Below are 26448 nucleotides of genomic sequence, written 5' to 3'. Positions count from 1 at the left end.
TGCGCACGGGCCGAATATGCGTAGGTTCAGTCGACTTTGGCGCCCGAGGCTTGCACCACCTTGGCCCACTTGGCGGTTTCTTGCGCCATGAATTGTTTGAACTGCGCGGGTGTGTTGCCCGACGGCGTGGCGCCTTGCGCCTGCAATTGCGCGCGCACCGGGGCCTGTTGCAGGGCGGCGGCCACATCTCGCTGGATCTTCTCGACGATGGCGGGCGGCGTGCCCGCCGGCGCCAGCAAGCCGAACCAGCTGGATGCCTCGTAGCCCTTCACGCCGGCTTCGGCCATGGTTGGCACGTCGGGCAAGGCGGGCGAGCGCGCGGCCGTGGTCACGGCCAGCGGGCGCAGCTTGCCGCCCTTGATATAGCCCATGGACGAGGGCAGGTTGTCGAAGATCAGGTCGGCCGAACCGCCCATCACGTCGGTCAACGCGGGGCTGCTGCCCTTGTACGGCACATGCGTCATGCGCGTGCCCGTCATGGTCTGGAATAGTTCGCCCGACAGGTGCGTGGACGTGCCGTTGCCGGTGGAAGCCATGTTGACGCTATCCGGGTTGGCCTTCAGGTACTTGATCAGGTCGGCCACGGTGCGGATGCCGTGCTTGTCCGCGAACTTGGGATTCACCTCAAGAATGTTCGGCACGGGGATCACCAGCGTCACGGGCACGAAATCCTTCACGGGGTCGTAGGGCAGCTTGCTGTAGACGGACTGGTTGATGGCATGCGTGCTGACGGTGCCCATCAACAAGGTGTAGCCGTCGGCGGTGGCGCGCGCGGCTTCCGCCGTGCCGACGTTGCCGCCCGCGCCCGCCTTGTTGTCCACCACCACCGGCTTGTTCCAGGTTTTGCCCAGCTCGGCGGCCACGACGCGCGCGGCGATGTCTGTTGTGCCGCCGGCGGGAAAGGGCACGATGATCTTCACGTCGCGTTCGGGGTAGTCGGCCTGGGCCTGGGCGGCGGGTAGCGCCAAGGCGATGGCCGTCAAGGTGGCGGCCGCGATCAGCCGGCGTCGCGCGATGGGGGCGTGCATGGTCTTGTCTCCTTGGGTGTGCGCGTGACCGCGCTTTCTTTTTTCAACCGCAAGGTGCCGCAACGCACCCCGCTTTGTGATGCCGTTTCACTTGTCAAACAAATATAGGTATTGAGATTATGCTTGTCAACCAAGTATACTTTTTTCACCTTACTTATCTGACAACTGGATCAGCCAGGAGCCCCGTCCATGAAAACTTCCCCGGTCACCGCGCAGGACTTGCAGCGTTCGGTCATCGCCGTGCCGCCCCTGGCCCGCCATGACGATCTTTCCCTAAACGAGGCCGCCAACAAGACGCTGCTGGGCCATCTGGAAGCGGGCGGCGTGCGCAACGTGATGTACGGCGGCAACGCCAATTTCTACAACGTGGGCGTGAGCGAATACGCGCGCATCGTGGACATGCTGGCTGGCCTGGCCGGTTCGGACACGTGGATCCTGCCTTCGGTGGGGCCTGACTACGGCAAGATGATGGATCAGGCGGCCATCCTGCGATCGCGTGCGTTTCCCACTGCGATGCTGCTGCCGATGTCGTTCCCGTACACGGACGCGGGCCTGGCCGATGGCGTGCGCCGTTTCACCGACGCGCTGGGCAAGCCCGCCGTCATGTACATCAAGTCGGCCGACTACCTGGCGCCGGAAACCGCCGCCCGGCTGATCGAAGAAGGCCGCATCGTGGCGTTCAAGTACGCCGTGGTTCGCGACAACCCGGCAAAGGATGCGTATCTGTCGTCGCTGCTGGAATCCGTGGATTCACGCTGGGTCGTCAGTGGCATCGGCGAACGCCCGGCCATCGTGCACTATCGCGACTTCGGCTTGAAGAGCTTTACGTCGGGTTCCGTCTGCGTGGCGCCGCGCGGATCGATGCGCCTGTTGCATCTGTTGCGCGAAGGCCGCTACGACGAGGCCGAGGCCGTGCGCCAACACTACATGGGCCTGGAAGACTGCCGCGACGGCATCAGCCCCATCCGCGTGCTGCACGACGCCGTGACCTTGTCCGGCGTGGCCGACATGGGCCCCATGTTGCCGCTGCTGACCGGCATTTCCAGCGCCGAGCGCGAGCGCGTGGCGCCGGTGGCGCGCGCCTTGGCGGCGTGGGACAAGGAAGCCGTGGCGGCCTGAACGTGAACCGCGTGGCCGCGCTTCGCTCATCGTTTCGCGTGTTGGCGGTACGATGGGCGCTGTCCGCGTAAAGGCGGACAGGCCTTACGCATTCAGGAGGTTTCGTGGCCCGATCCAAAGCAACAACATCATCCGAACCGCAAGCCCTGGAACCGGCCGAGGCATCCGGTTCCCCTGTGCTGGAACGTGGACACCGGGTGCGGCTGGCGGACCAGGTCTACGGGCAGATCTTTGAACAGATCGTGTCGGGCGGCTTGAACGTGGGCGACAAGCTGCCGTCCGAGAACGAGATCTCGGAGCGCTTCGGGGTGTCGCGGCCGGTGGTGCGTGAAGCGCTGCTGCGCTTGCGCGCCGATGGGCTCATCACCGCGCATCAGGGCCTGGGCACGTTTGTGAGCCATCAGCCCGCGCCGCGCCTGAAGACCTTCAACGATGTGCAGAACGTCAGCGCCTATCTGCGCGCGCAAGAGGTGCGCGTGGCGTTGGAAGGCGATGCCGCGCGGCTGGCGGCACTGCGCCGCACCGACGACCAACTCAAGAAAATCACCGATGCGCATGCCGCGTTTGCCGACAGCCTGACGCACGGCCAAGTGTCGCCCGAAGCGGACCTGGCGTTTCATGCCAGCATCGCCGAGGCCAGCGGCAACGACTTCTATCTAGGCGTGCTGGAAAGCATCCACGAATCCATCAACGGTTTCATGCGGCTCACCTTGAGCCTGACGCGCACAGGTTCGCGCCAGCGCGCGCAGCGCGTGGTGGACGAACACGCCACCATCCTGGATGCCATCCGCGAACAGGACAGCGAGCGCGCCCGCGTGGCCATGCAGTTTCACCTGGGGCAGGCGCGCCATCGGCTGGTGGACCGCGAGCGAGACTGATCGCTTGCGCGCCGGCGTGGGCCAGCCACACAACATCAAACGGAGACAAACCAGTGCAAGGCAACGGAGCAACAGCCAGGGACGTGCCGGTAGAGCAGGTTCTTGAGCAAATCTTGCAGGTGCTGCAAGCGTGGGGCATGGATGAGGACCTGGCGCACACCACCGCCGGCCTGATGGCGCAGACGGATCTGCTGGGCATCGATTCGCATGGCATTTCGATGCTGCCTTCCTACGAGGAAAAATGGCGCGCGGGCTCCTTGCGGCTGGATGCGCGCGCCAAGGTGGTGCGCGACGGCGGCGCCAGCGCGCTGATCGACGGCATGGGCGGGCTGGGGTATCCGGTGGCCGCGCAAGCCATGCACCTGGCCGTGGACAAAGCCTTGGAACACGGGGTGGGCGCGGTGTCGGTATGCAACTCGCATCACTTCGGCGCGGCCGGCGTCTATGCGCGCATTGCCGTGCAGCGCGGCGTGGTCGGGCTGGTGACCAGCAGCGCCAACGGCATCATCATGGTGCCCACGCGCGGCGCCATGCCCATGCTGGGCACCAACCCCATTGCGTTCGGCGCACCGGCCGCGCACAACGAGCCTTTCGTGCTGGACATGGCCACCACCACCGTCGCCGCGAACAAGGTCAAGGTGTATGACTTCCTGGGCAAACCGTTGCCGCCCGGCTGGGCGGTGGACGGGCAGGGCGGCGCGGTGACGGACGCCGATGCCGCGATGCAGTTCATCTTCAAGCATCCCGAAGGCGGGCTGACGCCCTTGGGCGGCACGCCCGCCATGAGCAGCCACAAGGGCTACGGCCTGGCGATGATGGCGCAGATTCTTGGCGGCACGCTGAGCGGCAGCGCGTTTGCCGCGCGCCGCGCGCCGACGCGCAAGCCGGGCGAGCCCGATGACGTGGGCCATTTCTTCCTGGCCCTGAATCCCGATGCGTTCCGCGCTGCAGGCTCATTCGAATCCGATATGGACGACATGATCGACTCGCTGCACGACACGCCGCCCGCCAACCCCGACGAGCCCGTGCTGGTGGCGGGCGAACCCGAAGCGGCCGAGCGCGCGCGCCGCTTGCGCGCCGGCATTCCCATTTCGGCCGCCTTGGCCGAGCGCCTGCGTGGCATTTGTGAACGCGCGGGCACGCCCTATTTGCTGGACGACATCTGATCGCCAGACGTTTGTTGTTCTGTATTTGTTTTGCCCGAATTGTTTTACCCATAACAGCAGACCCGGTCACCGGGCTAACCCTCTAAAAAAACCATACGGAAGAGACAAGCATGCAACAACCCAAACCTTCGGCGCGCAGACGCCTTGCCGTGCTGGCCGCGGCCACCCTGGGCGCCATGGCGCTGCTGCCCGCCGTGGCCATGGCGCAATCCGGCGCCTGGCCAAGCAAGCCGGTCAAGCTGGTCGTACCTTTCCCGGCCGGCGGCAGCACCGACTCGGTGGGCCGCCTGCTGGCCGCCGAACTTTCCAAAGAACTGGGCCAGAGCGTCATCGTCGAAAACAAGGGCGGCGCCAACGGCAACATCGGTTCCGATGTGGTGGCCAAGGCCGAACCGGACGGCTACACCTTGCTGCTGTCGGGCGTGGGCTCCAACGCCATCAGCTACGCCATCTACCAGAACATGCCGTACCGCAACAGCGACTTCGCGCATATCTCGCTGCTGGCCACCGGCCCCAACGTGCTGGTCGCCAATATGGACTTTCCCGGCAAGACCTTCGCCGACTTCATCAAGCTGGCGCGCGAGAACCCGGGCAAGTACACGCACGCCAGCTCGGGCAGTGGCTCGTCGGGCCACCTGGCCATGGAAATGCTGAAGCAGGACGCCAAGATCGACCTGGTGCATGTGCCGTACAAGGGCGGCGCCGCCGCCATCACCGACATGATCGGCGGGCGCGTCTCGGTCATGTTCCTGAACCAGGACACGCTGCTGCCGCAAGTCACGTCCGGCAAATTGCGCGCCTTGGCCGTGGCCAGCGCCAAGCGCAACCCGGCCTATCCCGACACGCCCACGGTGGCGGAGTCGGGCTACCCGGGCTTCTCGGCGGAATCCTGGTTTGGCTTGTCCGCACCCGCCAAGACGCCGCCTGCCGTGATCCAGCGTTTGAACCAGGCCACGGTCAAGGCGCTGTCGTCGCCCGACATCCGGCAAAAACTGGAAAGCGTGGGCTTTGTCGTGGTGGGCGACGACCCGAAGTCGTTCTCGGCGTTTGTCGATAACGAGATCAGCAAGTGGGGCAAGGCGGCCAAGGCCTCGGGCGCGCGCATGGATTGACGCGGGGCGGCCGGGCTGTGGCCCGGCTTGCGCGTTCCCGTTTTCGGATTTTTATCTTGCACAGACGAAGGTGGCAATGAACTCTCCCTTACCCAACCGTTTCCGGCAACGCATCCTTGCCCGCGAACGGCTCATCGGATTCTGGATGTGCATGTCCAGCCACATCACGGCCGAGCTTGTCGGGCTGGCGGACTTCGACTGGCTGCTTCTGGACGGCGAGCATTCGCCCAATGAAGTGCCGATGTTCCTGCAACAGTTGCAGGCGTTGCAGGGCAGCGCCAGCGCCGCCGTCGGGCGGCCGTCGTGGAATGATCCGGTGCAGATCAAGCGCCTGCTGGATATCGGCTTCTACAACCTGCTGATTCCGTTCATCGAGTCCGAAGCCGACGCGCGCCTGGCGGTGGCGGCTACCCGTTATCCCCCGCAGGGCATGCGCGGCGTGGCGGGCGCGCAGCGCAGCAACCGCTATGGCACGGTGCCGGACTACCTGCAGACCATCAACGACAACATCTGCGTGCTGCTGCAGATTGAAAGCCGTCCGGGCATCGAGGCGGTGGATGAGATTGCCGCCGTGGAAGGGGTGGATGGCGTGTTCATCGGCCCGTCTGACCTGGCTGCCGCGCTGGGCCACATCGGCAACCCCGGCCACCCGGAAGTGCAAGACGTCATCCGCCACCTGCATCAGCGCGTGACGGCCCAAGGCAAGGCCGTAGGGATACTGGCGCCCGTGCATGCGGATGCGCGGCGTTATCTGGACATGGGCATGCACTTTGTTGCGGTGGGCACGGACCTGGGCGTGTTCAAGCAGGCCACGTTCGCATTGCGGGACGCATTCCCGACTTGATTGCGTTGGGTGTCATGCAACACGCCCCGCGAATAAGGCGGGGCGTGTGGTCTGGTTCTGCTGGGGCTTATTGCCGGGTCTTATTGCTGAGTCTTAGTGCTCAGTCCTCCAGCGCCAGCAATTCGCTGACGGTCTGGCGGCGGCGAATCAGGCGCGCTGCGCCCTTGTCCAGCAAGACCTCGGGCGCCAGCGGCCGGCTGTTGTAGTTCGATGACATCGACGAGCCATACGCGCCCGCGTTGTGCATGACCATGAAGTCGCCAATGCGCGGCTGCGGCAACAACTGGTCGGTCATCACGCCGCCTTCTTCCTGGGTGAACACGTCACCCGATTCGCACAGCGGTCCGGCAACGGCGATGCGTGTTTCGGCCACGCCCTGCGGATCTGAACCGTCGCGCGCATGGACCGAGATGCGGTGAAAGCTGCCGTACATGGCCGGACGCATCAAATCGTTGAAGCCCGCGTCCACCAGTGCAAAGTCGCGCTCGGGGCGGTGGTTGACGGCATGCACTTCCGTGACCAGTACGCCGGCCTCGGCCACCAGGAAGCGGCCCGGTTCGATCTCCAGCCGGACGTCATGGCCCAGCAACTGTTCAATGCGCTTGCGGGCCGAATCCCACTGTTCAAAATAATGGTCGCAGTCAATGCGCGGTTCGCCATCGCGGTAAGGAATGGACAGGCCGCCGCCGGCCGAGATGGCCTCGATGTCGTGGTCCAGCGAGCGCACCACGTCAACCATGGCGTCGCAGACGCTGGACAGGTGGCCGTAGTCTACGCCCGAGCCGATGTGCATGTGGATGCCGACCAGCTTCATCCCGTGGCGGCGCACGATGGACACGGCTTGCGCCACGTCGTCGATCCAGATGCCGTGCTTGCTTTGCGGGCCGCCGGTGTTGGTCTTGTTGCTGTGGCCGTGGCCAAAGCCAGGGTTGATGCGCAACCACACGCGATGGCCGGGCGAGGCCTGGCCCACGCGGTCCAGCATGTCCAGCGAGCCGGCGTTCACGGTGATGCCGTGCTTGAGCACGGTGGCCAAGGTGGCGTGGTCGATCAGGTCGGCCGTGAAGACCATGCCTTCAGGCTCCCCCTTGGGGTCGAAGCCGGCGGCCAGGCTGCGTTCGATTTCACCCAGCGATACCGCGTCGACCACCGCGCCTTCCTCGCGCATCAGACGCAAGATGTGCAGGTTGGAGCACGCCTTTTGCGCATAGCGGATGGTGTCGAAGCGGCGCAGTTGCGCAATGCGTTCGCGGATGACGGCGGCGTCATACACCCACAGCGGCGTGCCGTGTTGCGTGGCGAGTTGGGTGAGTTGGCGAGGATCGAATGCCATGACGGGGGCTGACCTTGAAATGATGAGTTGAAAGCAGGCGGAATGATGCCGGTTTCAAGGCATCCAGTAAAATGCTTATATGTTGAATATCCATTCATTTTTGATATGGGGCATGGCATGCTGACGCATCGGCATATCGAAGTGTTCCGGGCGGTGATGATCGCCGGCAGCGTGACACGGGCCGCCGAGCTCCTTAGCACCTCGCAGCCCACGGTCAGCCGCGAACTGGCGCGCATGGAGCAGGGCATTGGCTTTGCGCTGTTCGAACGCGTACACGGCCGCCTGCGGCCCACCATGCCCGCCCTGGCGCTCTACGACGAGATCAGGCAGTCCTATGCGGGCCTGGAGCGCGTGGTGTCGGCCGCGGCGCGCCTGCGCGAGTTTCGGGGCGGGCAATTGTCGGTGATCGCCTTGCCCGCTTTCTCGCATTCCATCCTGCCCGACGCATTTCGGCGCTTTCATGCCCTGCATCCGGGGGTAAGTCTGTCGGTGGAAACTCAGGAATCGCCGTTTCTGGAAGAGTGGTTGACGGCCCAACGCTACGATCTGGGCCTGACGGAACACGACGCCGCCCCGGCGGGCACGCGGGTGCGGCTGCTGCTGCAGGTGGATGAGGTATGTGTGCTGCCGGACGGGCATCCGCTGCTGGCGCGCGCGGAAATCGATCTGGCGGATTTCGAAGGGCAGGCTTTTGTCAGCCTGTCGGCCAACGACCCTTATCGGATACAGATCGACGAAGCGTTTGCGGAAGCGGGGGTATTGCGACGGTCCATCGTGGAAACGCCGACCGCGGTGTCCGTCTGCACGTTCGTGCGATTAGGGCTGGGCTTGGCTATCGTGAACCCGCTGACGGCATTGGATTTCGCGGGCCGCGGCTTGCACATCCGACCGCTGCGCCGATCATTGCCGTTCCGCGTCAACGCGGTTTTTCCCGAGCATCGCCCGGCCAATCCGCTGGTGGATGGGTTCATGGCATCGTTATCCGATGCCGCTGCCGCCATCAAGGCCAGGCTGGCGGATACGTATGCCGGCGCGCGGTAGGCGTCAGGTCAAATTGGTTTTTGACAAAACCCTTGGCAAAACCAGCAGGCAACAAAAAAGGATGCCCGGGGGCATCCTTCTTCATTTGCCGTATTCATGACGCCCCAAAAAGCGGGGCGGCAGAATCTTAGGCCAGCGCCTTGATGGCGGCAGCCAGGCGGCTCTTGTGGCGAGCAGCCTTGTTCTTGTGGATGATGTTCTTGTCAGCCACGCGATCGATCACGCTCGAGGCCTTCTGGAACACGTCGCCAGCCGCAGCTTTGTCGCCAGCGGCGATAGATTGGCGAACGCGCTTGATGGCGGTGCGCAGCATCGAGCGCAGGCTGGAATTGTGCTTGTTGCGCTCAACGGATTGGCGAGCGCGCTTGCGGGCTTGGGCGGTATTGGCCATGTTGCTATATAAGTTGAATTCGGCAAAGTCCAACATTTTAGCAAGTCCCTGTGGGATTGCAAGCTTTTAATGTCAGATCTGTCGATGGAGCGCCCGTCAACCGGGCGGGGGGCGCTGGGGGAGAAAAGTCCCTGGGCTAAAAAGTTCTAGCTAAAGAGTTTTAGCTAAAGAGTTTTAGCTAGTTAACCCTTTCGGATAATCCCCTGCTAAAGCCTAGAACCAAAGCCTTGAGGAAAACCCGCGGCGCCTACTGGATAAAAATACGGTACCGAGTATACAACGAAGCGGGCGCGAGGCACAGGCACGCGGGATAGCGTTGTCAGGTGGCGACGTTGATGGACACGAACCAGGGCGTAAAACGACGCACGTTGATGGGCATCATCTCTTGCAGCGCGTCGAGCGCGGCATTGGTGTCATCCAGCGGAAAATGCCCCGACACAGGCAAACCGCCCGCGGCCATGGACACACGCAGCGCACCGGTGCGATAGGGGCGCAGCGCGGCAATCACTTCCGCAAGCGGGCGGCCTCGAGCGTCGACCCAGCCGGATTCCCAGGCCGCTTCGGCCATCAATTCGGCACGCGGGATGTCCATGCGGGATACATCGAATCGGGCGCCGGTGCCGGCGCGGACGGTGCCGTGGGCACCCGCCATGGTTTCGACCTCGACTTCATGCTCGTGCACCACCACCACCGTGCGCTGTGCCTGCTGGCGCACCATGTAGCGGGTGCCAAGCGCGCGAACGGTGCCTTCCGCCGTCTGTACCAGGAACGGGCGGCGGGCGTCCGGGGCGACCGAAACCGTCACAGCGCCGTCCAGCAAACGAACTTGGCGGTAGGCGGGGGTGAAGTCCAGGTCGACGCGGCTGCGGGCGTCCAGCAACAGTTGGCTGCCGTCCGAAAGCAGGTAGCGGCGGCGTTCGCCGGTTGCCGTGGCGGCGTCAGCGGCCACGTTGTTGAGCGGGTAGAAGGCGTTGCCGACGTAGGCGGCGCAGGCGCCGGTACTGGCGAGCGCCAACGCGCCGGTCAGAAAACGGCGGCGGGGCGGCACGATGGCCGGGGGCGGAGGGATCAGCGACGGCGCGGCAGGCGCGGCTCCGGTGGCGTAATCCGCTGCGGGGTAGGCGTCACCAAGCCGTCCAAACGTCGACCCTGCGAGCGTGCCGGTCAGTTGCTGCCAGGCATTCTCGTGGAGAGGGTCAGCCGCACGCCACGCCAGGAAGTCGTTGTAGTCCTGCGCGGTTGCCTTGCCCGAGCGCAGCAAGAGCAACCAATTGATCACCTGGTCCGCCATGGGTTGTCCTTGGGCGTACTTCACTTCATCTTCCCGCACGCAAGCCGGCGGGAATCCTTTCGATGGCAATTTGTAAATAATAAAGGTTTTTTACCAAAGATTACGGGCCGCTTGTCAATTCTTGACGAATCTAATGCAAAAAGCCGGCGGAAAGCCGGCTTTTTGGTGGGAATGTCACCCGCACGGATGAAATCAGGCTTTTGGACGACGTCCAAAGTCTTTAAGTCGGAACCCAAAGAGTAACAACATTCCGAAGTAGACCACGCCGCTGGCTGCCAGGACGCCGCCCAGCCAGGCCGCGCGCAAGCCCGGATGGGCCTGCAAGCCGATCCAGTCGATCTTGCCATCGGCATACCAGAGCAGGGCTGCCAGCCCTGCCAGCGCCGGCAGCAGGCGCAGCGCAAACACCGTCCAGCCAGGGCCGGGCTGATATACACCACGGCGGCGCAGGCCGATCAGCAGGGCCAACGCGTTCAGGCAGGCACCCAGCCCAATCGCCAGCGCCAAGCCGGCATGGGCCATCAGCGGCACCAGCACCAGGTTCATCAACTGCGTCAAAATCAGCACGCCGATGGCGATTTTGACCGGGGTGCGAATGTCCTGCTTGGCGTAGAAGCCTGGCGCCAGGATTTTCACCGACAGCAGGCCGATCAGGCCAGCCGAATAGGAAATCACGGCCAGGCGGGTTTGCAGCACGTCGTCCGCGGCGAATGCGCCGTAATGGAACAGGGTGGCCACCAGGCCGTCCGACAGCAGCGCCATGCCCACTGCGGCGGGCAGGCCCAGCAACAGCACCAGGCGCAGGCCCCAGTCCAACAGGGCGCTGTAGCCACCCTGGTCGTCACGCGCGTGGGCGGCCGACAGGCTTGGCAGCAGCACCGTGCCCAGTGCGACGCCTAGCAAGGCCGTGGGAAATTCCATCAGCCGGTCGGCGAAAGACAGCCAGGTCACACTGCCCGGCGTCAGCCACGTTGCGATATTGGTGTTGATCAGCAAAGAAATCTGCGCCACCGATACGCCTAGCGTGGCGGGCGCCATTTGCTTGAGGATGCGCTGCACCGTGGGGTCGCCCCAGGCTTGGCGAAAACGCAGCGAAAAGCGCGGCGTCAGGCCCAGTCGCGCCAAGGCAGCCCACTGCACGGCCAGTTGCGCCACGCCGCCGATCATCACCCCGATCGCCAGTGCGTAGACGGGGATATCCATGCGCGGTGCCAGCCAGATGCAGGCGGCGATCATCGACAGGTTCAGCAACACGGGCGTGAAAGCCGGCACGGCGAACCGCCGCCAGGTGTTGAGCACGCCCGAGGCGAAGGCAATCAGGGACATGCAGAAGATGTAGGGAAACATCATCCGCGTCATCCACACGGCAGCGCCGAATTCGGTATCACGAGCGGCGCCGCGCAGGCCGCTGGCCATGGCCGACACGACCCAGGGCGCGGCCAAGATACCGATCAAGGTAATCAGCATCAACGCGGCGGTCAGCAGCAACGCCACGCGATCCAGCAGGACACGAACCTCTTCTTCCGACCGCTGATTGCGCGCGGCGCCCAGAATGGGCACGAACGCCTGGGCGAACGCGCCTTCGGCGAACAGGCGCCGCAGCAGGTTGGGAATACGGAACGCGACCCAGAAGGCGTCAGTGATGGGGCCGGCGCCAAACGCGCGGGCGACGAGGATGTCGCGGATCAGGCCGGAAATGCGGGACAGCAGGGTAAAGCTGCTGACGGTGGCCGCCGAACGAAACAGGCTCATGGATGGGTACTACGTAAAAAGTGCGGGCCGGCCCGAAACGACTGCGTGAAACGTGAAGACTGTCAGATAAAAAGGCGGCCCACGTCGTGGGCCGGCCTTTGTACTACATCACTTCGGCGGCATGCGGATAGCGCCGTCAAGACGAATGGTCTCGCCGTTCAACATGTCGTTGGTGACGATGCTGTAGACCAGCTTGGCGTAGTCTTCCGGGCGGCCCAGGCGAGCGGGGAAGGGGATGCTGGCGGCCAGCGAATCCTGCACTTCCTGCGGCATGCCGAAGATCATCGGCGTGCCGAAAATGCCCGGGGCAATGGTCATGCAGCGGATGCCGGTCTTGGCCAGGTCGCGGGCGATCGGCAGGGTCATGCCGGCCACGCCGGCCTTCGAGGCGGCGTAGGCCGCCTGGCCGATCTGGCCATCGAACGCGGCGACCGATGCGGTGTTGATCATGACGCCGCGTTCGCCGGTGGGCTCGGGCGTGTTGGCGCTCATGGCTTCGGCGGCCAGGCGCATCATGTTGAAGCTGCCGATCAGGTTGATCGACACGACCTTCTGGAACAGGTCCAGCGGATGCGCGCCGTTCTTGCCCACGATCTTTGCTGCGGGCGCCACGCCCGCGCAGTTCACGAGGCCAAACAGGGCGCCCAGTTCTTGCGCGGCGGCCACGGCGCTCTTGCCGTCGGCTTCCTGGGTGACGTCGCAATGCACGTAGCGCTGGCCCAATTCCTTGGCCAGGGCTTCGCCGGGTTCGTCCTGCACGTCGGCAATGACGACCTTGGCGCCGTTTTCCACCAGCATGCGCACGGTGCCCGCGCCCAATCCGGACGCGCCACCCGTAACGATGAATACCTTGTTCGCGATTTCCATGTCTCTACCACCAGTTCAATTCAAGGGGATGAAAGCGGCGCGGCAGGCGCCGAATGCGACAAGGCCTTCGGGCCGATGCCGGAGCGCATTGCGTCCAGCCGGCGCCGAAGGCCTTCGGGCCATCAAAGCGCCAATCAGCTCTGGACGGCTTCGAACAGGCGCGACTTGATTTCGTCGACGGCGCCCACGCCCGAGATCTTGCGGTACTTCGGCGCCTCGGCGGCGCCTTGCTGCGCCCAGGTCGAGTAGTAATCGACCAGGGGACGGGTCTGTTCGCGATACACGGACAGGCGATGGCGCACCGTTTCCTCGCGATCATCGTCGCGCTGGATCAGTTCTTCGCCGGTGACGTCGTCACGGCCTTCGACCTTGGGCGGGTTGAAGCGCACGTGGTAGCTGCGGCCGCTGGGCTGGTGCACGCGGCGCCCGCTCATGCGTTCGATGATGTCTTCTTCGGGCACTTCAATTTCCACCACGAAGTCCAGCTTGACCCCGGCGCTTTTCAGCGCGTCGGCCTGCGGAATGGTGCGGGGGAATCCGTCGAACAAGTAGCCGCCGGCGCAGTCGGGCTGCTTCAGGCGATCCTGGACCAGGCCGATGATGATCTCGTCGGAAACCAGACCGCCGGCATCCATGACCTTCTTGGCTTCAATACCCAAGGGCGTGCCTGCCTTCACGGCGGCTCGCAGCATGTCGCCGGTGGAGATTTGAGGGATGCCGAAGTGTTGGGTGAGAAACGCGGCCTGGGTGCCTTTGCCGGCGCCGGGAGGTCCGAGCAAGATGAGACGCATGAGTGCTCCTGATGGGGTTTATTTTTTGTGATCCGGGGAATTATGCCGCAACGCAGCAGCCAATGCGGGGCTGCGCCATGGGAATAACCCTTACATCTGTTTGCTGTAGAACTGCCGCACGCGCTCCAGATCGGCCGGGGTATCTACGCCAGCGGCAGGAGGGTTGAACGTGCGGTGTACGACGATTTGATGGCCATGTTCCATGGCGCGCAGCTGTTCCAAGGACTCGAAGCGTTCCAGCATGCCTTGCGGCAGCATCGGGAAGCGGCGCAGGAACGACACGCGGTAGGCGTAAAGACCAATGTGATGCCAGGCGGGCAGGCCGTCGGCCAATACCCGTTCGCCCGAAGCGAGCGCGTCGCGCGCCCACGGAATAGGAGCGCGCGAGAAGTACATGGCGCGGTCGTCCGCGGTGCACACCAGCTTCACCACATTCGGGTTGAACAGCGCGTCGGCGTCGGCCAGCGGGCAGGCGCAGGTGGCGATGTCGGCCTGGGGGCACGCCAGCAGCTTGGCCGCGACGGCGTCAATGAGTTCGGGTTCGATCAGCGGTTCGTCACCCTGCACGTTCACCACGATGGCGTCATCGGGCAGGCCCAACTGTTCCACGGCTTCAGCCAGCCGGTCGGTGCCGGTGGGGTGGTCGCCGCGCGTCATCAGGGCCGTCAGGCCATGCGCCTGCGCGGCCGCCTGGACGCGGACATCGTCGGTGGCAATGAACAATTGCGACGCGCCCGAGAGGGCGGCGCGGTCGGCGGTACGCACGACCATCGGCTTGCCGGCGATGTCGGCAAGCGGTTTGTCGGGCAGGCGGGTCGAGGCGGCGCGCGCCGGAATCAGGGCGATGAAACTCACGGTGCGGCGGTCAGGAAGAGACGGTTTCGTCCAGCACGCGGGCTTCCGATTCCAGCATGACGGGAATGCCGTCACGAATCGGGAAAGCCAGGCGGTCGGCGCGGCAAACCAGTTCGGCTTGCTGCCGGTCGTGTTCGAGGCGGCCCTTGCACAAGGGGCAGACGAGGATGTCGAGAAGGCGGGATTCCATGACCGCGATTCTAAAACAGTTTGGGTCGGCCCAGACTTGCTTGCCCTGGGAGAAGTCCGATTTTCGCGACGCCGGAAATCCATGAGCATGCGCTTTGTTAATTAATGTCATGGTTTGAATCATGCGTCTCGAAATATGGGACGCATCAGCGCTATCATCCGCCGCGTTCTATGCGGAGGAAGGTCGCGAGATGGATTCCAATACCCTCAAGCTGGGCTTGATGCTGATCATTCTGGTTTGGTCTTTGATCAGCTGGGTCACATACATGATGCGGCGCAGCGACAACAAAGGCGCGCTGCGCGAGCTCAAGCACGATGGCCAGGCGCTGCGGGCCATGACAGCGGAAGAGGCCGCCCTGGTGCAGCCCTTTCTGGTGTTCCCCGCGAACCCCAAGAAGACGGCCGCGCTGGTCAATGACCGCGTGTTCCCGCTAAAAGGCGCATTCGTACGGCACGGCCTTGAAACCAGCCAGGGCGGCTCGACCATGCATGACACGCTGGGCGGCGTTGACGTGGTGTTGCCGTACGACGCCCGGAATTATCTGCGCGAGGATAACGTTGCCGAAGTCGTGATGACCGAAAAATTCGCCGTCGTCGTGGCCTTGAATGGTGAGTTCGACATCGCCAGCGGCCGCGAACGTGATCAGCGTCGGCAGAAGCAGGACCAACAATGGTCCAGCGGCAAGCTTGGGGCATTGCAGGACGTGGTCTCGCCTGAGCCCGACGCCGTCTTGCCAGGCCAGCCGTCCGAGCAGCCCGGCGAACCCAGCCTGGCCGACGTGGTAAGGGTGGAAATTCTGAGCCAACGCGACGAAACGCCGGCTGAAGTTGCCGAGCGCCAGCAACCCGGCATTGCCTTCTGGGTGTCAATGGTGTGGTTGCTGGCCTTCATCTGCCTGGCCGTGACAGGGGCCGGCGGCGGCGTGGGGTTTGCCGGCGCGGCGAGCGTGCTGGCGGTGCTGGCCTTGTGGCTGACATGGCGCCGCCGCGCGCCTGGCGAACCGCAGAAGGTCAACCGTGCGCGCGGTGAACTGAACGCCATCGTGCTGACCAACCCGGACAACACGCAGGCCGTGTCCACCCAGCTTTTCCTGGGCGACAAACTGCCGATCAAACTGCCGGAACACTGGCGCGGCAACCTGGTGCTGCCGGACGACGGCCGCGTCGACGTGGACATGCGGGTGCAGGACTACTCCGTCGTGCGCCTGGGCGGCAGTCACTCGCTGGACGAAGAGCAGCGCCTGTTCCCGCGCGTTTACTGGGGGCGGCATGTGACGTTGACGCTGGTGGGGCTGCTGGCCGGCGCGGCGTTGTGGATCACGGCCGACAACCTGAAAGGGGATGCGGCATTGAGCACCGCCTGGGTCAGCGGCGCGCAGCCGCGCCCGTATGGCTCGGCCGCCGAGTTGGCGAAAGATCTTCCGGCCTTCGGTACCTTGGTGTCGCTGCAAGGCCGCGCACGTTGCGAGTTGGTCCAAACCGACGACTTCAGCGGGGGCAGCGCGGCATTCGATTGCAACCGGCTGCGCTGGGACGGCGATCAACCCCAAGCCGCGCAGTTGGAGATCGGCGAGCCGCTGTTGCGCTTGTATTCGGGTGATTTCCTCAAGACCAAACCCAACCCGATGATGGATATGCTGGTCCGGGGTCAGGTCCTGGGCCAAATGCGCAATAACCCGATGGGGGTGTACAACTCGCGGTCGGTGTCGGTGGTGAACGTGGTCGGGCTGAGCAAGACGGTGCTCGGTATCGAGACGGCCTGCGAGGCCGTGTCCGGCGAGGCGATCGCCGCTTGCGATCGGCTTAAGCGCGCCTTCGTCGATAACGTTACGTTGGCCCGGGAAGAGCCGCGCGAATGGCTCGAATTGCTCAAGTTGGTGGAAGCGGGCGCCTTGACGGCGAAAGGCCGCGGTGACGAAGGCTTGATGTTGTCCCGTTCCGTTGATGAGGCTCGGCGCCTGGCCCGTGCCAGCGCTGAACCCGCCGTCCGGGCTGCGCTGAACCGCGCATCGGACCTTGCGATGGGCACGCAAAAAGGCGGGGTGGTGCTTGATGTGCTGCCGGGTCCGTATGCCGCATTGCCCGAGCTCAAGCGGACCCGCATGGCGGACGCCCTGGCCGAATGGCACCAGCAAGTGCGTATGTTCCTGCCAGAGGGCGCCATGTCGTTCAAGGTCGACGGCATGGTGCTGGACGTGGGCGCGGATGCGTCCGGTGTGCCGCGGATCATCGTGGATGCCACGCGCAGCCTGGATGACCCCTGGCCGTCCGCCGCCCGAATGGCATGGCTGCTGCTGGCCGCGCTGCTGGTTCTGGTGCATGCGCCGCTTGCCGTGATCCGCCAGCGCGCCGCCGCATCGCGCAGCAAGGCGCTGCGGGAGTATGCCCAGCGCCGTGGCGCCGCCAAGCCCGCGTTCTTTTAGGCCTGGGCGGGCTGGCGCAAAGCCTGCGCCAGCCAATCGAATAGCCGGGGGTCTGAAAAACTGGCCTGCACCGGCACTTCCCACAGGCGCGCGTCGTGCAACGCGGCGCACTTGATCGCATCCTTGGACGTGACCAGGATGGTGTCTGCCGTCATCGCCTGGAAAGGAGACTCGGCGTAGTCATGGTGATCCGGCAAGGGCAGCGTTGCGTCCAGCGTGATGCCGGCCGCGCGCAGTGTGCTGAAAAAGCGTTCCGGGTTGCCAATGCCGGCCGCCGCCACGATGCGCGCTTGCCCCGCATACGCGGACAGCGGGCGCGTCGCACCGTTTTCGATGTTGCGGGTGTCGGCAGGCTCCAGCCACATGCGCACCGGGCGGGGGCGGGCATTGCCCGTGTCGGCCGGGCGGCCGTCGGGCGTGCCGATGTTGGTGACCACCACATCCACCTCGCGCAAGCGGCTGGCGGGTTCGCGCAAGGGGCCGGCGGGCAGCAGCCGGCCGTTGCCCACGCCGCGCTCATCTTGCACCACGATTTCCACATCACGGGCCAGGGCCAGGTGTTGCAGGCCGTCGTCCGAGACGATCACGTCCACCTCGGGGTGGGCCTGCAGCAAGGCCTGGGCCGCCAGCGCGCGTTTGGGGTGCACGGATACCGGGGCGTCCGTGGCGCGCGCAATCAATGCGGGTTCGTCGCCAAAGCGGGCGGCCTCCAGTGCGCCGACGCCCACCCTGGCCTGTGCGCCAATCTTTACGCCGTAGCCCCGGCTGACCACGCCGGGCGTGAATCCGCGTGCGCGCAGCCCTTGCACGGTGGCAATCACCACGGGGGTCTTGCCGGTGCCACCGACATAGATGTTGCCCACCACCACCACCGGTACCGGTGCGCGGTAGCTGCGTTTGGCGCCGCTCTGGTAGGCGGCGCGCTTTCTGGCCACCGCCCACGCCGTCAAGGCGGACAAAGGCAGCAGCAGGGCCGACAGCCAGCCGCCGTGCTGCCACTGGCGCGCCAGCAACGAAGGGGACGAACGCGGGGTGCTCACCGTGAAGTCTGGGCGGCGAAATTGACGCGGCCGATGCCGGCCATCCGGGCGGCTTCCATGACGTTGATCACGGATTGGTGGGTGGCTTGGGCGTCGGCGTTGATGATGACAAGCGCGTCGGGTTTGCCTGCCGCGGCCTGGCGCAGCGCATCGGCGATCTCGGGCGACGTGGATACGTCGATGAGCGTGCCGTTCAGCGCGTAGCGTCCGTCCTGGCTGACCGCCACTTCCAGCGCGGGGGGCGTGTCCTGTTCCGAAGAGGCCTCGGGCAGCGTCACCTGCAACTGGGTGAACCGTGTGAACGACGTGGTGGCGGCCAGGAAGATCAGGATGACCAGCAACACGTCGATAAGCGGAATCAGGTTGATGTCCAGCTCGTCGCGCTCACCCCAGCGCCCACCCCCTGACCCGCGGAAATTCATGAACGCCCCTCGCGCACGGGGGGGATCGGCGACAAGGCGCGGACAAGCCGCGAGGCCGATTGCTCCATGACGCTGAGGTAGTTGTCGACCCTGCTGCGCAGGTAGCGATGCGCGATCATGGCGGGAATGGCGATCAGGATGCCGAAGCCGGTGTTGTACAGGGCAATTGAGATGCCGCGCGCCAGCTGGGCGGGGTCGCCACCGCCTGGTGTGTACGAACCGAAAATTTCGATCATGCCGACCACGGTGCCAAACAGGCCCATCAGCGGGGCCACGACGGCAATGGTGCCAATGGCGGGAATGTAGCGGCTGAGGTCGTGGGCGACGGCGCGCCCGGTGTCTTCGACCACGCTGCGGAGTTCTTCGCGCGGCAGATGACGGTGGCGCATCACCTCGGCCAGTACGCGGCCAAGCGGCGAATTGCGTTCCAGCCGGTTGATGGCTTCAGGGGTGTCTTGGCGGTTGCGCAGCATGTCGACAACCTGATCGTTCAGCCCTCGCGGCAGGATCAGGCTGCGGCGCAGGGAGAAGAAGCGCTCGAAGATCAGCGCCAGTCCCAGCACGGATGTCGCCAGCAGGGGCCAGATAGGCCAGCCGGCCTCGCGCAAAATGGAAAGCAAAGCGTTCAACTCCCGGGGGGCAGGGCAGCGAAAGCACTCGCGCCATGGAATCAGATCAAGCCGAAACTGTAACGGTGCGGCGAGTTTGTGGCAAGGCGGGGAACCCCCGGAATTATCCACAGAAATTGTGGATAATTCTGTGCAGAACTTCCCTGGAACGCTTGTGGGCACAGGGCTTGCGCTTGTTTGCTTCAAAATCGCGCAAGGCGGTTTAATAAAAAACCGTATATAAATCAATGGATTGCGCGAATTTTATTGGCTTTCGGGGCGGTCGCTGCAAAATTCGCTGGAAACGGTATCATGGCGGCCCGCTCCGTATGGCCTGTGGACAGATACGCATCGGAAAGCCTCATGACAATTGAACTTGCAGTCACAAACAACGCATTCACGCGGGATATCCTGACAGTTGCCCAGCTAAACCAAGCAGTGGGGCAATTGTTGGAGCGCAACATTCCGGCGTTGTGGGTGCGCGGCGAGATTTCCAACTTCACGCAGGCGGCATCCGGGCATTGGTACTTCACACTCAAGGACAGCCGGGCCTCCGTGCGCGCCGTCATGTTCCGAAGCCGCGCCAACGCGGTGGGTTTTGTGCCGCGCGCGGGCGACCAGGTCGAAATCCGCGCCCGGGTTTCCCTCTACGAGCCCCGGGGCGACTACCAGTTGCAGGCCGACGCCATGCGCCGCGCCGGGCTGGGCAACCTGTATGAAGCGTTTCTGCGGCTGAAAGAGCAACTGGCCTCGGAAGGCCTGTTCGACCCGGCCCGCAAGCGCGAGCCCGTCCGGCTGCCGCGCGCGATCGGCGTCGTCACGTCGTTGCACGCGGCGGCGTTGCGAGATGTGCTGTCGGCGCTGGCGCGGCGGGCACCGCAGGTGCCGGTCATCATCTATCCGGCCCCGGTTCAGGGGGCGGACGCCGCCAGCCGCCTGGCGGCCCAGGTACGCCTTGCCAACGCGCGCGCCGAAGTGGACACGCTGCTGCTGGTGCGTGGCGGTGGCAGCATCGAAGACCTCTGGAGCTTCAATGACGAGGACCTGGCGCGCCAGGTGGCGGTCAGTGAAATCCCCGTGATCAGCGGCGTGGGCCACGAAACCGACTTCACCATCGTGGACTTCGTGGCTGATGTACGCGCCCCGACGCCCACGGCAGCGGCGGAACTGGCCTGCGTACCGCGCTCTGAATTGCTGGGTCAGGTCATGCAGTGTGCCCAGGCCATGGCGCGCGGCCAGCAACGCCGCCTGGAGCGCGCCGCGCAGCGCCTGGACCGTGCGGCGGGCCAGTTGGTCTCGCCCGCGCAACGGCTGGAGCATCAGCGCGAACGCTTGAACAGCTTGCGCTTTCGCCTGGCGTCCGCCTGGTCCGGCCCGCAGGACCGCCGTACCGCGCGCGTCAATCTGCTCGCGCAGCGCCTGACGCATCGGGTGCCCGACACCCGCCGCGCGGCTGACCGCCTGGCCAGCGCGGCGCGCCAATTAGGCCAGGCGCATGCCCGCTTGCTGGTGCAGGGCCGCAACCGCCTGGCCTCGGCCACGGCGCAATTGCGCGCGCTGGATCCCGGCAACACGCTGGCGCGCGGCTACGCCATTGCGCGTGATGCAGACGGCCGCATCGTGCGCGACGCCGCCGCGCTGGAAGCGGGGCAGACGCTGGACCTGAGCTTTGCGCAAGGCGGCGCGCAGGTGGATGTGCGCCAGACCCGCAAGACGCGCGAGGCCGGCTGAATTCAACTGAACTCGGCTGAACCTGGCCGGCGCGGCATGCCGGTCAACGACATTCCCACGCAGATCATTGCTCTATAGCGGATGCGCCGCGTTAACCCCGCGCGGGCACGGGGTTAACGCGGTATCCTCATTAGTTGCCGATACAATTGAACGGCTTGATCGTGCACTCAACAGAAGGAACCCACACATGGCACATACTCTTCCCCCCCTGCCTTACGAACTCGACGCCCTGGCTCCGCACATTTCCAAGGAAACGCTGGAGTTCCACTACGGCAAGCATCACCAGACTTACGTCACGAACCTGAACAACCTGATCCCAGGTACGGAATTCGAAACGCTGTCGCTGGAAGACATCGTGAAGAAGTCCTCGGGTGGCATTTTCAACAACGCCGCCCAGATCTGGAACCACACGTTCTACTGGAACAGCCTGGCCCCCAAGGCCGGTGGCGCACCCTCGGGCAAGCTGGCTGACGCCATCAACGCCAAGTGGGGCAGCTTCGACGCTTTCAAGGAAGCATTCAACAAGTCGGCCGCCGGTAACTTCGGTTCGGGCTGGACCTGGCTGGTCAAGAAGGCTGACGGTTCGGTCGACATCGTCAACACCAGCAACGCCGCCACCCCGCTGACCACGGCCGACACGCCGCTGCTCACCTGTGATGTCTGGGAACACGCGTACTACATCGACTACCGCAACGCGCGTCCCAAGTATCTGGAAAACTTCTGGGCCCTGGTGAACTGGGAGTTCGCCGCCAAGAACTTTGCCTGATCGGTAAAGAGGCAACCGCGGCTTTCACGCCGCTGGCTTGCACCAAAAACCCCTTGCGCATCGCCAAGGGGTTTTTTATTTCCATTCAGGAAATATTCAGCTTACAAAACCCTGTCGATTGTCGATTTCATTCCAGGGAAATGACGACGAAACATGCTTTTATCTAGGGTTATCCCTAGGGTTGCCTGCCACTATTGTTGCCAGCGGTCGGGGGGCTGAACCACGGGGCCTACGGATCGCGGCATGCCCGCTCACAACCGGGGTAACTACAGGGAAGGGAAGCATGTTTCGCTTATTTTCAGGCTTGCGCATCGGGGCGCGCCTGTCGGGCGCGTTTTTGCTCGTGGCGGTAATTGGTGGCGCGATCGGGGCCTTTGGCGTGTGGGGGCTGTCTCGCATCAATGAATTGAATGACCGGCTGTACGACACCGAGCTGCGTGGCATCTCGGATCTGAAAGAGTCCAATCTGCACCTGATCTACGCGGGCCGCGCCCGCAGCGGCTATCTGGCCGCCAGCACCGACCAGGATCGTGTAGCGTTGAAGAAGCAGTTCGACGAGGCCGTCAAGAATCTGGACGTGCTGCGCGAGAAGGCCGCCAAAAATTTCCACGAAGAAGAAGGCAAACGCCTGTTGGCGCAGTTCGTCGAAACCGAGCAGGTCTGGAAGCGGGAATCGGAAGCGTTCTTCGCGGCCGCGAAATCGCAGTCGCTGACGCAATCGGATCCGCGGGTTGCCGAGATCGAAAAGCGCGTCATCGCGTCGTCGCAAAAGCTTGACGACCTGATGACCGACCTGGCCGTGGGCAAGGAAAAGGCCACCGCTGCATCCGTTGATGTCGCCACGGACCTGTACCGCACCGTGCGCGGGGTGATGATCATCCTTGCCGTGGCCGGCGTGGTGATCGGCATGCTGTTGGGCTGGCTCGTCACGCGCGGCATCGTGCGCCCGCTGGAGCAGGCCGTGAAGGCCGCGCGCCAGGTCGCCGCCGGCGACCTGACCACCAACATCCAGGTTGCCACGCGCGACGAAACGGGTGAACTGATGGCCGCGCTCAAGGCCATGAACGACAGCCTGGGCCGCATTGTGGCGGACGTGCGCGATGGCTGTGAAAGCATCGCATCGGCGTCGTCGCAAATTGCGCAGGGCAACTCCGACCTGTCGCAACGCACCGAAGAACAGGCCTCGTCGTTGGAGGAAACCGCCGCGTCGATGGAAGAGCTGACCAGCACCGTGCAACAAAACGCCAACAACGCCAGCGAGGCCGACCGTCTGGTGACGCAGGCGTCCACCGTGGCGGTGCGCGGCGGTGAAGTGGTGGATGGCGTGGTCCAGACCATGAGTGCCATTTCGGATAGTTCGCGCCGCATCGCCGATATCACGGGTGTGATCGACGGTATTGCGTTCCAGACCAATATCCTGGCGCTCAACGCCGCCGTGGAAGCGGCGCGCGCGGGCGAGCAGGGCCGTGGTTTTGCCGTGGTGGCGGGTGAAGTGCGAACCTTGGCGCAGCGTTCGGCCGTGGCCGCCAAGGAAATCAAGGCCTTGATCGACGAGTCGGCCGCGCGAGTCGAAGGCGGCACGCGCCAGGTCGACGAAGCCGGCCGCACCATGCGCGAAGTGGTCGACAGCGTGCGCCAGGTGGCGGTGTTGGTGCGCGACATCGCGAGCGCGTCGGAAGAGCAGTCGGCGGGCATTGGCCAGGTCAACCAGGCCGTGTCGCAGATGGACGCCGTGACGCAGCAGAACGCCGCGCTGGTCGAAGAAGCGGCGGCAGCGGCCGCCAGCATGCAGGAGCAGGCCGGTCGTCTGGCGCAGGAAGTACGCCGCTTCAAGGTCCACGCCGGTGTTGGCACGGGACTCGACGCGGGCACGGGTTCGGCACGCCATTCGTCGGCCCGGCTGCTGCCGGCAGCGTGATTGTCTGCTGAAGTTTGTGGGCTGCCGGTCAGGTGAGAGTGGTAAGGTTACTCACTTTGCGCCGCACGCCAGCAGCCCATGAGCCTTCCCGAACCTTTCCGCCGAACCACCACCGCAGCCCGCCGCCTGACGCGGCGCAAGGTGCGCCAGATCAACCGCTTGTCGCGTAAGAGCCTGCAAATGGCGCTGCTGCTCGGCGGCGCGGGCCTGGTTGCGATGATGTCGCTGGGGTTTGCGTATCTGGCCGACAAGGCGCTGGACTGGAACCGCGAATGGGTCGGCCACAACGGCTGGCTTGCCTTGCTGGTGCTTCCATTCAGCCTGGCCGCGTTGCGTTGGCTGACGCTGCGCTTTGCGCCGAACGCGGCTGGCAGCGGCATTCCTCAAGTGATCGGCGCGCTGTCCTTGCCGCCCGGCGCCAGCCAAAGCAGCCTGGTGTCGCTGGCGCAAACGCTATGGAAGATTCCGCTGTCGTTCTTCGGCATGCTGGCGGGCGCGTCGATCGGGCGTGAAGGCCCGTCGGTGCAAGTGGGCGCCGCGCTCATGTTGGCCTGGGGCGATTTCTGGAAGCGTCGTGGCGTGCAATTGCGCGGCTTCCATTCCAATGAGTTGATCGCCGCTGGCGCGGCCGGTGGTCTTGCCGCCGCTTTCAATGCGCCGCTTGCCGGCGTCATCTTCGCCATCGAAGAACTGGGCCGCGGCACGGTCCTGCGTTGGCAGCGCCTGGTGCTGATCGGCGTGTTGGCCGCGGGCTTCCTGGTGGTGGCGGTGCAGGGCAACAACCCGTACTTCGGTGTGTTCGGCGGGGCGCCGCTGGCCCATGGCATGGTGATGTGGATCGTCATTTGCGGCGCCATCAACGGCGCGCTGGGCGGCATCTTCGCGCGGCTGCTTGGCAAGGGCGCTTCCGGCGCCGCGCCAGCCGCCTGGCGCGCCTGGATCCGCGCGCATCCCATCTGGACGGCCTTCATCATGGGCTTGGTGCTGGCCGTGATCGGTCTCTGCACGGCTGGCAGTGTCTACGGCACGGGCTACGGCGTGGCGGCCGATCTGCTGTCGGGCCAAGACAGCGCGCCGGCCGGCTTCGGCCTGGCCAAGCTGACGGCTACCGTCGCCTCGTATTGGGCGGGCATACCCGGCGGCATCTTCACGCCCGCGCTGACCACGGGCGCCGGCATCGGCCAGCACATCTGGGAGCTGGCGGGCGAGGGCGTGGACCAACGCGTGCTGGTGCTCGTGTCGATGGCGGCATTCCTGGCGGCGGCCACGCAGGCGCCGTTGACGGCCAGCGTGGTGGTCATGGAAATGACGGGTAGCCAGCCAATGTTGTTCTGGTTGCTGGTGGGGTCTTTGCTGGCCTCTGGCGTGTCGCGCCAGTTCTGCCCGCAGCCGTTCTACCATTTGGCGGCCGGGCGTTTCCGTCGTCAGGCCATCGTCGATACGCGCCGCGCCGCGCAACAAGCCGAGGCAGGCGCCGCACCGGCCAAGGCCGCTTCGTCCTGATCGCATCGGGCGTTCTCGACCGCGCCCGGCGCAATCAGGGTGAACACCTACCGGACACCGTCCGTGTGGCGGACAGGTCGCCGCTGCACCAACTTGGCGCGAAATGTGGTGCGCTAAGATCGTCCGATCCCGAATTTTTCACTTCACTTCGAGCTTCCCATGACCGTGAATGCCTTTATTTGTGATGCGATCCGCACCCCCTTCGGCCGCTACGGCGGTGCGCTGGCCAGCGTGCGCCCCGACGACCTGGCTGCCGTTGCCATCAAGGCGCTGATTGCGCGCAACCCCGGCGTGCGCTGGGAAGAGCTGGACGACGCCATCATGGGCTGCGCGAACCAGGCCGGTGAAGACAACCGCAACGTGGCCCGCATGGCTACGCTGTTGGCTGGCCTGCCGATTGAAGTGCCCGGCGCCACCCTCAACCGCCTGTGCGGTTCGGGCCTGGACGCCATCGGTACCGCCGCCCGCGCCATCCGCGCCGGTGAAGCCGGCTTGATGCTGGCCGGCGGCGTGGAAAGCATGAGCCGCGCTCCCTTCGTCATGGGCAAGGCCGACAGCGCGTTCTCGCGCAGCGCCGCCATCTTCGACACGACCATCGGCTGGCGCTTCGTCAACAAGCTGATGAAGGCTCAGTACGGCGTGGACTCCATGCCGGAAACGGCCGAAAACGTCGCTGATGATTTCAAGATCAGCCGCGAAGACCAAGACCTGTTCGCGCTGGCCAGCCAGCAAAAGACGGCGCGTGCGCAGCAAGAAGGCGTGTTCGACGCCGAAATCGTGCCGGTGTCGATTGCCCAGAAAAAGGGCGATCCCATCGTCGTCTCCAAAGACGAACACCCGCGTGAAACCAGCCTGGAATCGCTGGCCAAGCTGAAGGGCGTGGTTCGCGAAGGCGGCACCGTCACGGCCGGCAATGCGTCGGGCGTGAACGACGGCGCCGCCGCCCTGTTGCTGGCCGATGAAAAGGCAGCAGCCCGCCACGGCTTGACCCCGCGCGCTCGCGTGGTCGGCATGGCCACCGCCGGCGTTGCGCCGCGCATCATGGGTATCGGCCCGGCACCTGCCACGCTGAAAGTGTTGGCGCAAACCGGCCTGACGCTGGACCAGATGGACGTGATCGAACTGAATGAAGCGTTCGCCGCCCAGGGCCTGGCCGTGCTGCGTCAATTGGGCATTGCCGACAACGATCCGCGCGTGAACCCCAACGGCGGCGCGATCGCCCTGGGCCACCCCTTGGGTGCGTCGGGTGCGCGCCTGGCCACCACGGCCATCAACCAACTGCACCGCACGGGCGGCCGTTACGCGCTGTGCACGATGTGCATCGGCGTGGGCCAGGGCATCGCGCTGATCATCGAGCGCGTCTAAGCCTGAAGTGTTGTT

The 26448-nt window shown here is 64.8% G+C and carries 24 protein-coding genes; 12 read left to right on the top strand and 12 right to left on the bottom strand.

The window, feature by feature from the left end; genetic code table 11:
- Positions 1-26: 26 nt before the first annotated feature.
- A complete protein-coding gene (locus tag P8T11_RS09095) occupies positions 27-1028 on the bottom strand; it encodes a Bug family tripartite tricarboxylate transporter substrate binding protein (RefSeq protein WP_268082241.1) in 1002 nt (333 codons plus the stop codon).
- A 189-nt stretch (positions 1029-1217) separates the two neighbouring features.
- Here P8T11_RS09095 and P8T11_RS09090 point away from each other — a divergent pair, with 189 nt between their 5' ends.
- The 5 genes from P8T11_RS09090 to garL all read left to right on the top strand — a co-directional run bounded on the left by P8T11_RS09090 (position 1218) and on the right by garL (position 6147).
- Positions 1218-2147 carry a dihydrodipicolinate synthase family protein gene (locus P8T11_RS09090; protein WP_268082242.1) on the top strand — a complete coding sequence of 310 codons (930 nt, stop codon included), beginning with the start codon at positions 1218-1220 and terminating at the stop codon, positions 2145-2147.
- A 146-nt stretch (positions 2148-2293) separates the two neighbouring features.
- On the top strand, positions 2294-3025 hold the full coding sequence (locus tag P8T11_RS09085) for a FadR/GntR family transcriptional regulator (RefSeq protein ID WP_268082409.1): 732 nt from the start codon (positions 2294-2296) through the stop codon (positions 3023-3025).
- Positions 3026-3078: 53 nt separating this feature from the next.
- On the top strand, positions 3079-4191 hold the full coding sequence (locus P8T11_RS09080) for an Ldh family oxidoreductase (protein WP_268082243.1): 1113 nt from the start codon (positions 3079-3081) through the stop codon (positions 4189-4191).
- A 110-nt stretch (positions 4192-4301) separates the two neighbouring features.
- Positions 4302-5303: a Bug family tripartite tricarboxylate transporter substrate binding protein gene (locus tag P8T11_RS09075; RefSeq protein ID WP_268082244.1), complete on the top strand. Its 1002-nt coding sequence runs from the start codon at positions 4302-4304 to the stop codon at positions 5301-5303.
- A 76-nt stretch (positions 5304-5379) separates the two neighbouring features.
- Complete coding sequence (garL, locus tag P8T11_RS09070) at positions 5380-6147, top strand: 2-dehydro-3-deoxyglucarate aldolase (RefSeq protein ID WP_268082245.1); 768 nt, start codon at positions 5380-5382, stop codon at positions 6145-6147.
- Between the two features lie 100 nt (positions 6148-6247).
- On the opposite strand, the gene lysA is transcribed toward garL, so the two are convergent.
- Positions 6248-7480, bottom strand: coding sequence for a diaminopimelate decarboxylase (lysA, locus tag P8T11_RS09065; protein ID WP_268082246.1), 1233 nt, complete (start codon positions 7478-7480; stop codon positions 6248-6250).
- Between the two features lie 117 nt (positions 7481-7597).
- On the opposite strand from lysA, the gene P8T11_RS09060 reads away from it, so the two are divergent.
- Positions 7598-8521: a LysR family transcriptional regulator gene (locus P8T11_RS09060; protein ID WP_268082247.1), complete on the top strand. Its 924-nt coding sequence runs from the start codon at positions 7598-7600 to the stop codon at positions 8519-8521.
- A gap of 127 nt (positions 8522-8648) precedes the next feature.
- On the opposite strand, the gene rpsT is transcribed toward P8T11_RS09060, so the two are convergent.
- The 7 genes from rpsT to P8T11_RS09025 all read right to left on the bottom strand — a co-directional run bounded on the left by rpsT (position 8649) and on the right by P8T11_RS09025 (position 14658).
- Positions 8649-8912, bottom strand: coding sequence for a 30S ribosomal protein S20 (gene rpsT, locus P8T11_RS09055; protein ID WP_025135824.1), 264 nt, complete (start codon positions 8910-8912; stop codon positions 8649-8651).
- A gap of 319 nt (positions 8913-9231) precedes the next feature.
- Complete coding sequence (locus P8T11_RS09050; protein WP_268082248.1) at positions 9232-10203, bottom strand: FecR domain-containing protein; 972 nt, start codon at positions 10201-10203, stop codon at positions 9232-9234.
- 192 nt (positions 10204-10395) lie between these two features.
- Positions 10396-11955: a murein biosynthesis integral membrane protein MurJ gene (gene murJ / locus P8T11_RS09045; RefSeq protein WP_268082249.1), complete on the bottom strand. Its 1560-nt coding sequence runs from the start codon at positions 11953-11955 to the stop codon at positions 10396-10398.
- Positions 11956-12063: 108 nt separating this feature from the next.
- The gene (locus tag P8T11_RS09040; protein ID WP_268082250.1) at positions 12064-12822 is read right to left on the bottom strand and encodes a 3-hydroxyacyl-CoA dehydrogenase; all 759 of its coding nucleotides are present in this window, start codon (positions 12820-12822) and stop codon (positions 12064-12066) included.
- Between the two features lie 134 nt (positions 12823-12956).
- A complete protein-coding gene (adk, locus tag P8T11_RS09035; RefSeq protein ID WP_268082251.1) occupies positions 12957-13613 on the bottom strand; it encodes an adenylate kinase in 657 nt (218 codons plus the stop codon).
- A gap of 90 nt (positions 13614-13703) precedes the next feature.
- Positions 13704-14468, bottom strand: a complete 765-nt coding sequence (gene kdsB, locus P8T11_RS09030; RefSeq protein WP_268082252.1) for a 3-deoxy-manno-octulosonate cytidylyltransferase — start codon at positions 14466-14468, stop codon at positions 13704-13706.
- 10 nt (positions 14469-14478) lie between these two features.
- Positions 14479-14658: a Trm112 family protein gene (locus tag P8T11_RS09025; protein WP_100857804.1), complete on the bottom strand. Its 180-nt coding sequence runs from the start codon at positions 14656-14658 to the stop codon at positions 14479-14481.
- Positions 14659-14848: 190 nt separating this feature from the next.
- On the opposite strand from P8T11_RS09025, the gene P8T11_RS09020 reads away from it, so the two are divergent.
- On the top strand, positions 14849-17080 hold the full coding sequence (locus P8T11_RS09020; RefSeq protein ID WP_268082253.1) for an IgaA/UmoB family intracellular growth attenuator: 2232 nt from the start codon (positions 14849-14851) through the stop codon (positions 17078-17080).
- On the opposite strand, the gene lpxK is transcribed toward P8T11_RS09020, so the two are convergent.
- Genes lpxK through P8T11_RS09005 form a run of 3 tightly spaced genes read right to left on the bottom strand, consistent with a single transcriptional unit; the run spans position 17077 to position 19162 of the window.
- Entirely contained in the window at positions 17077-18120 is a 1044-nt protein-coding gene (gene lpxK, locus P8T11_RS09015) for a tetraacyldisaccharide 4'-kinase (protein WP_268082254.1), read from the bottom strand. The two genes, P8T11_RS09020 and lpxK, sit on opposite strands and share 4 nt — an antisense overlap.
- On the bottom strand, positions 18117-18542 hold the full coding sequence (locus tag P8T11_RS09010; protein ID WP_268082255.1) for an ExbD/TolR family protein: 426 nt from the start codon (positions 18540-18542) through the stop codon (positions 18117-18119). The genes lpxK and P8T11_RS09010 overlap by 4 nt, the downstream gene beginning before the upstream one ends.
- Positions 18539-19162, bottom strand: a complete 624-nt coding sequence (locus P8T11_RS09005) for a MotA/TolQ/ExbB proton channel family protein (RefSeq protein WP_268082256.1) — start codon at positions 19160-19162, stop codon at positions 18539-18541. Before P8T11_RS09005 ends, P8T11_RS09010 begins: the two co-directional genes overlap by 4 nt.
- Positions 19163-19513: 351 nt before the next feature.
- Here P8T11_RS09005 and xseA point away from each other — a divergent pair, with 351 nt between their 5' ends.
- The 5 genes from xseA (at position 19514) to pcaF (ending at position 26433) form a co-directional block, all read left to right on the top strand.
- Complete coding sequence (gene xseA / locus P8T11_RS09000; RefSeq protein ID WP_268082257.1) at positions 19514-20881, top strand: exodeoxyribonuclease VII large subunit; 1368 nt, start codon at positions 19514-19516, stop codon at positions 20879-20881.
- Positions 20882-21068: 187 nt separating this feature from the next.
- Positions 21069-21647, top strand: a complete 579-nt coding sequence (sodB, locus tag P8T11_RS08995) for a superoxide dismutase [Fe] (protein WP_050445200.1) — start codon at positions 21069-21071, stop codon at positions 21645-21647.
- Between the two features lie 283 nt (positions 21648-21930).
- Complete coding sequence (locus P8T11_RS08990) at positions 21931-23565, top strand: methyl-accepting chemotaxis protein (protein WP_268082258.1); 1635 nt, start codon at positions 21931-21933, stop codon at positions 23563-23565.
- Positions 23566-23643: 78 nt separating this feature from the next.
- Positions 23644-25068: a chloride channel protein gene (locus P8T11_RS08985; RefSeq protein WP_268082259.1), complete on the top strand. Its 1425-nt coding sequence runs from the start codon at positions 23644-23646 to the stop codon at positions 25066-25068.
- A 159-nt stretch (positions 25069-25227) separates the two neighbouring features.
- Complete coding sequence (pcaF, locus tag P8T11_RS08980) at positions 25228-26433, top strand: 3-oxoadipyl-CoA thiolase (protein WP_268082260.1); 1206 nt, start codon at positions 25228-25230, stop codon at positions 26431-26433.
- Positions 26434-26448: the final 15 nt, after the last annotated feature.

The sequence above is a fragment of the Achromobacter spanius genome (assembly GCF_029637605.1).
Lineage (GTDB): Bacteria > Pseudomonadota > Gammaproteobacteria > Burkholderiales > Burkholderiaceae_B > Achromobacter > Achromobacter spanius_E.
Note: the sequence above shows the minus strand (reverse complement) of the source record. Positions and strands in the feature narration are given on the sequence as shown.

Bases quoted from the DNA above. Each gene is read 5' to 3' on its own strand.
- P8T11_RS09020 (WP_268082253.1), top strand. From the start codon at position 14,849: ATGGATTCCAATACCCTCAAGCTGGGCTTGATGCTGATCATTCTGGTT.
- adk (WP_268082251.1), bottom strand. From the start codon at position 13,613: ATGCGTCTCATCTTGCTCGGACCTCCCGGCGCCGGCAAAGGCACCCAG.
- P8T11_RS09060 (WP_268082247.1), top strand. From the start codon at position 7,598: ATGCTGACGCATCGGCATATCGAAGTGTTCCGGGCGGTGATGATCGCC.
- lysA (WP_268082246.1), bottom strand. From the start codon at position 7,480: ATGGCATTCGATCCTCGCCAACTCACCCAACTCGCCACGCAACACGGC.
- sodB (WP_050445200.1), top strand. From the start codon at position 21,069: ATGGCACATACTCTTCCCCCCCTGCCTTACGAACTCGACGCCCTGGCT.
- P8T11_RS09075 (WP_268082244.1), top strand. From the start codon at position 4,302: ATGCAACAACCCAAACCTTCGGCGCGCAGACGCCTTGCCGTGCTGGCC.
- garL (WP_268082245.1), top strand. From the start codon at position 5,380: ATGAACTCTCCCTTACCCAACCGTTTCCGGCAACGCATCCTTGCCCGC.
- murJ (WP_268082249.1), bottom strand. From the start codon at position 11,955: ATGAGCCTGTTTCGTTCGGCGGCCACCGTCAGCAGCTTTACCCTGCTG.
- P8T11_RS09040 (WP_268082250.1), bottom strand. From the start codon at position 12,822: ATGGAAATCGCGAACAAGGTATTCATCGTTACGGGTGGCGCGTCCGGA.
- xseA (WP_268082257.1), top strand. From the start codon at position 19,514: ATGACAATTGAACTTGCAGTCACAAACAACGCATTCACGCGGGATATC.
- P8T11_RS09025 (WP_100857804.1), bottom strand. From the start codon at position 14,658: ATGGAATCCCGCCTTCTCGACATCCTCGTCTGCCCCTTGTGCAAGGGC.
- P8T11_RS09010 (WP_268082255.1), bottom strand. From the start codon at position 18,542: ATGAATTTCCGCGGGTCAGGGGGTGGGCGCTGGGGTGAGCGCGACGAG.
- P8T11_RS08990 (WP_268082258.1), top strand. From the start codon at position 21,931: ATGTTTCGCTTATTTTCAGGCTTGCGCATCGGGGCGCGCCTGTCGGGC.
- pcaF (WP_268082260.1), top strand. From the start codon at position 25,228: ATGACCGTGAATGCCTTTATTTGTGATGCGATCCGCACCCCCTTCGGC.
- P8T11_RS09050 (WP_268082248.1), bottom strand. From the start codon at position 10,203: ATGGCGGACCAGGTGATCAATTGGTTGCTCTTGCTGCGCTCGGGCAAG.
- P8T11_RS08985 (WP_268082259.1), top strand. From the start codon at position 23,644: ATGAGCCTTCCCGAACCTTTCCGCCGAACCACCACCGCAGCCCGCCGC.
- P8T11_RS09095 (WP_268082241.1), bottom strand. From the start codon at position 1,028: ATGCACGCCCCCATCGCGCGACGCCGGCTGATCGCGGCCGCCACCTTG.
- P8T11_RS09090 (WP_268082242.1), top strand. From the start codon at position 1,218: ATGAAAACTTCCCCGGTCACCGCGCAGGACTTGCAGCGTTCGGTCATC.
- rpsT (WP_025135824.1), bottom strand. From the start codon at position 8,912: ATGGCCAATACCGCCCAAGCCCGCAAGCGCGCTCGCCAATCCGTTGAG.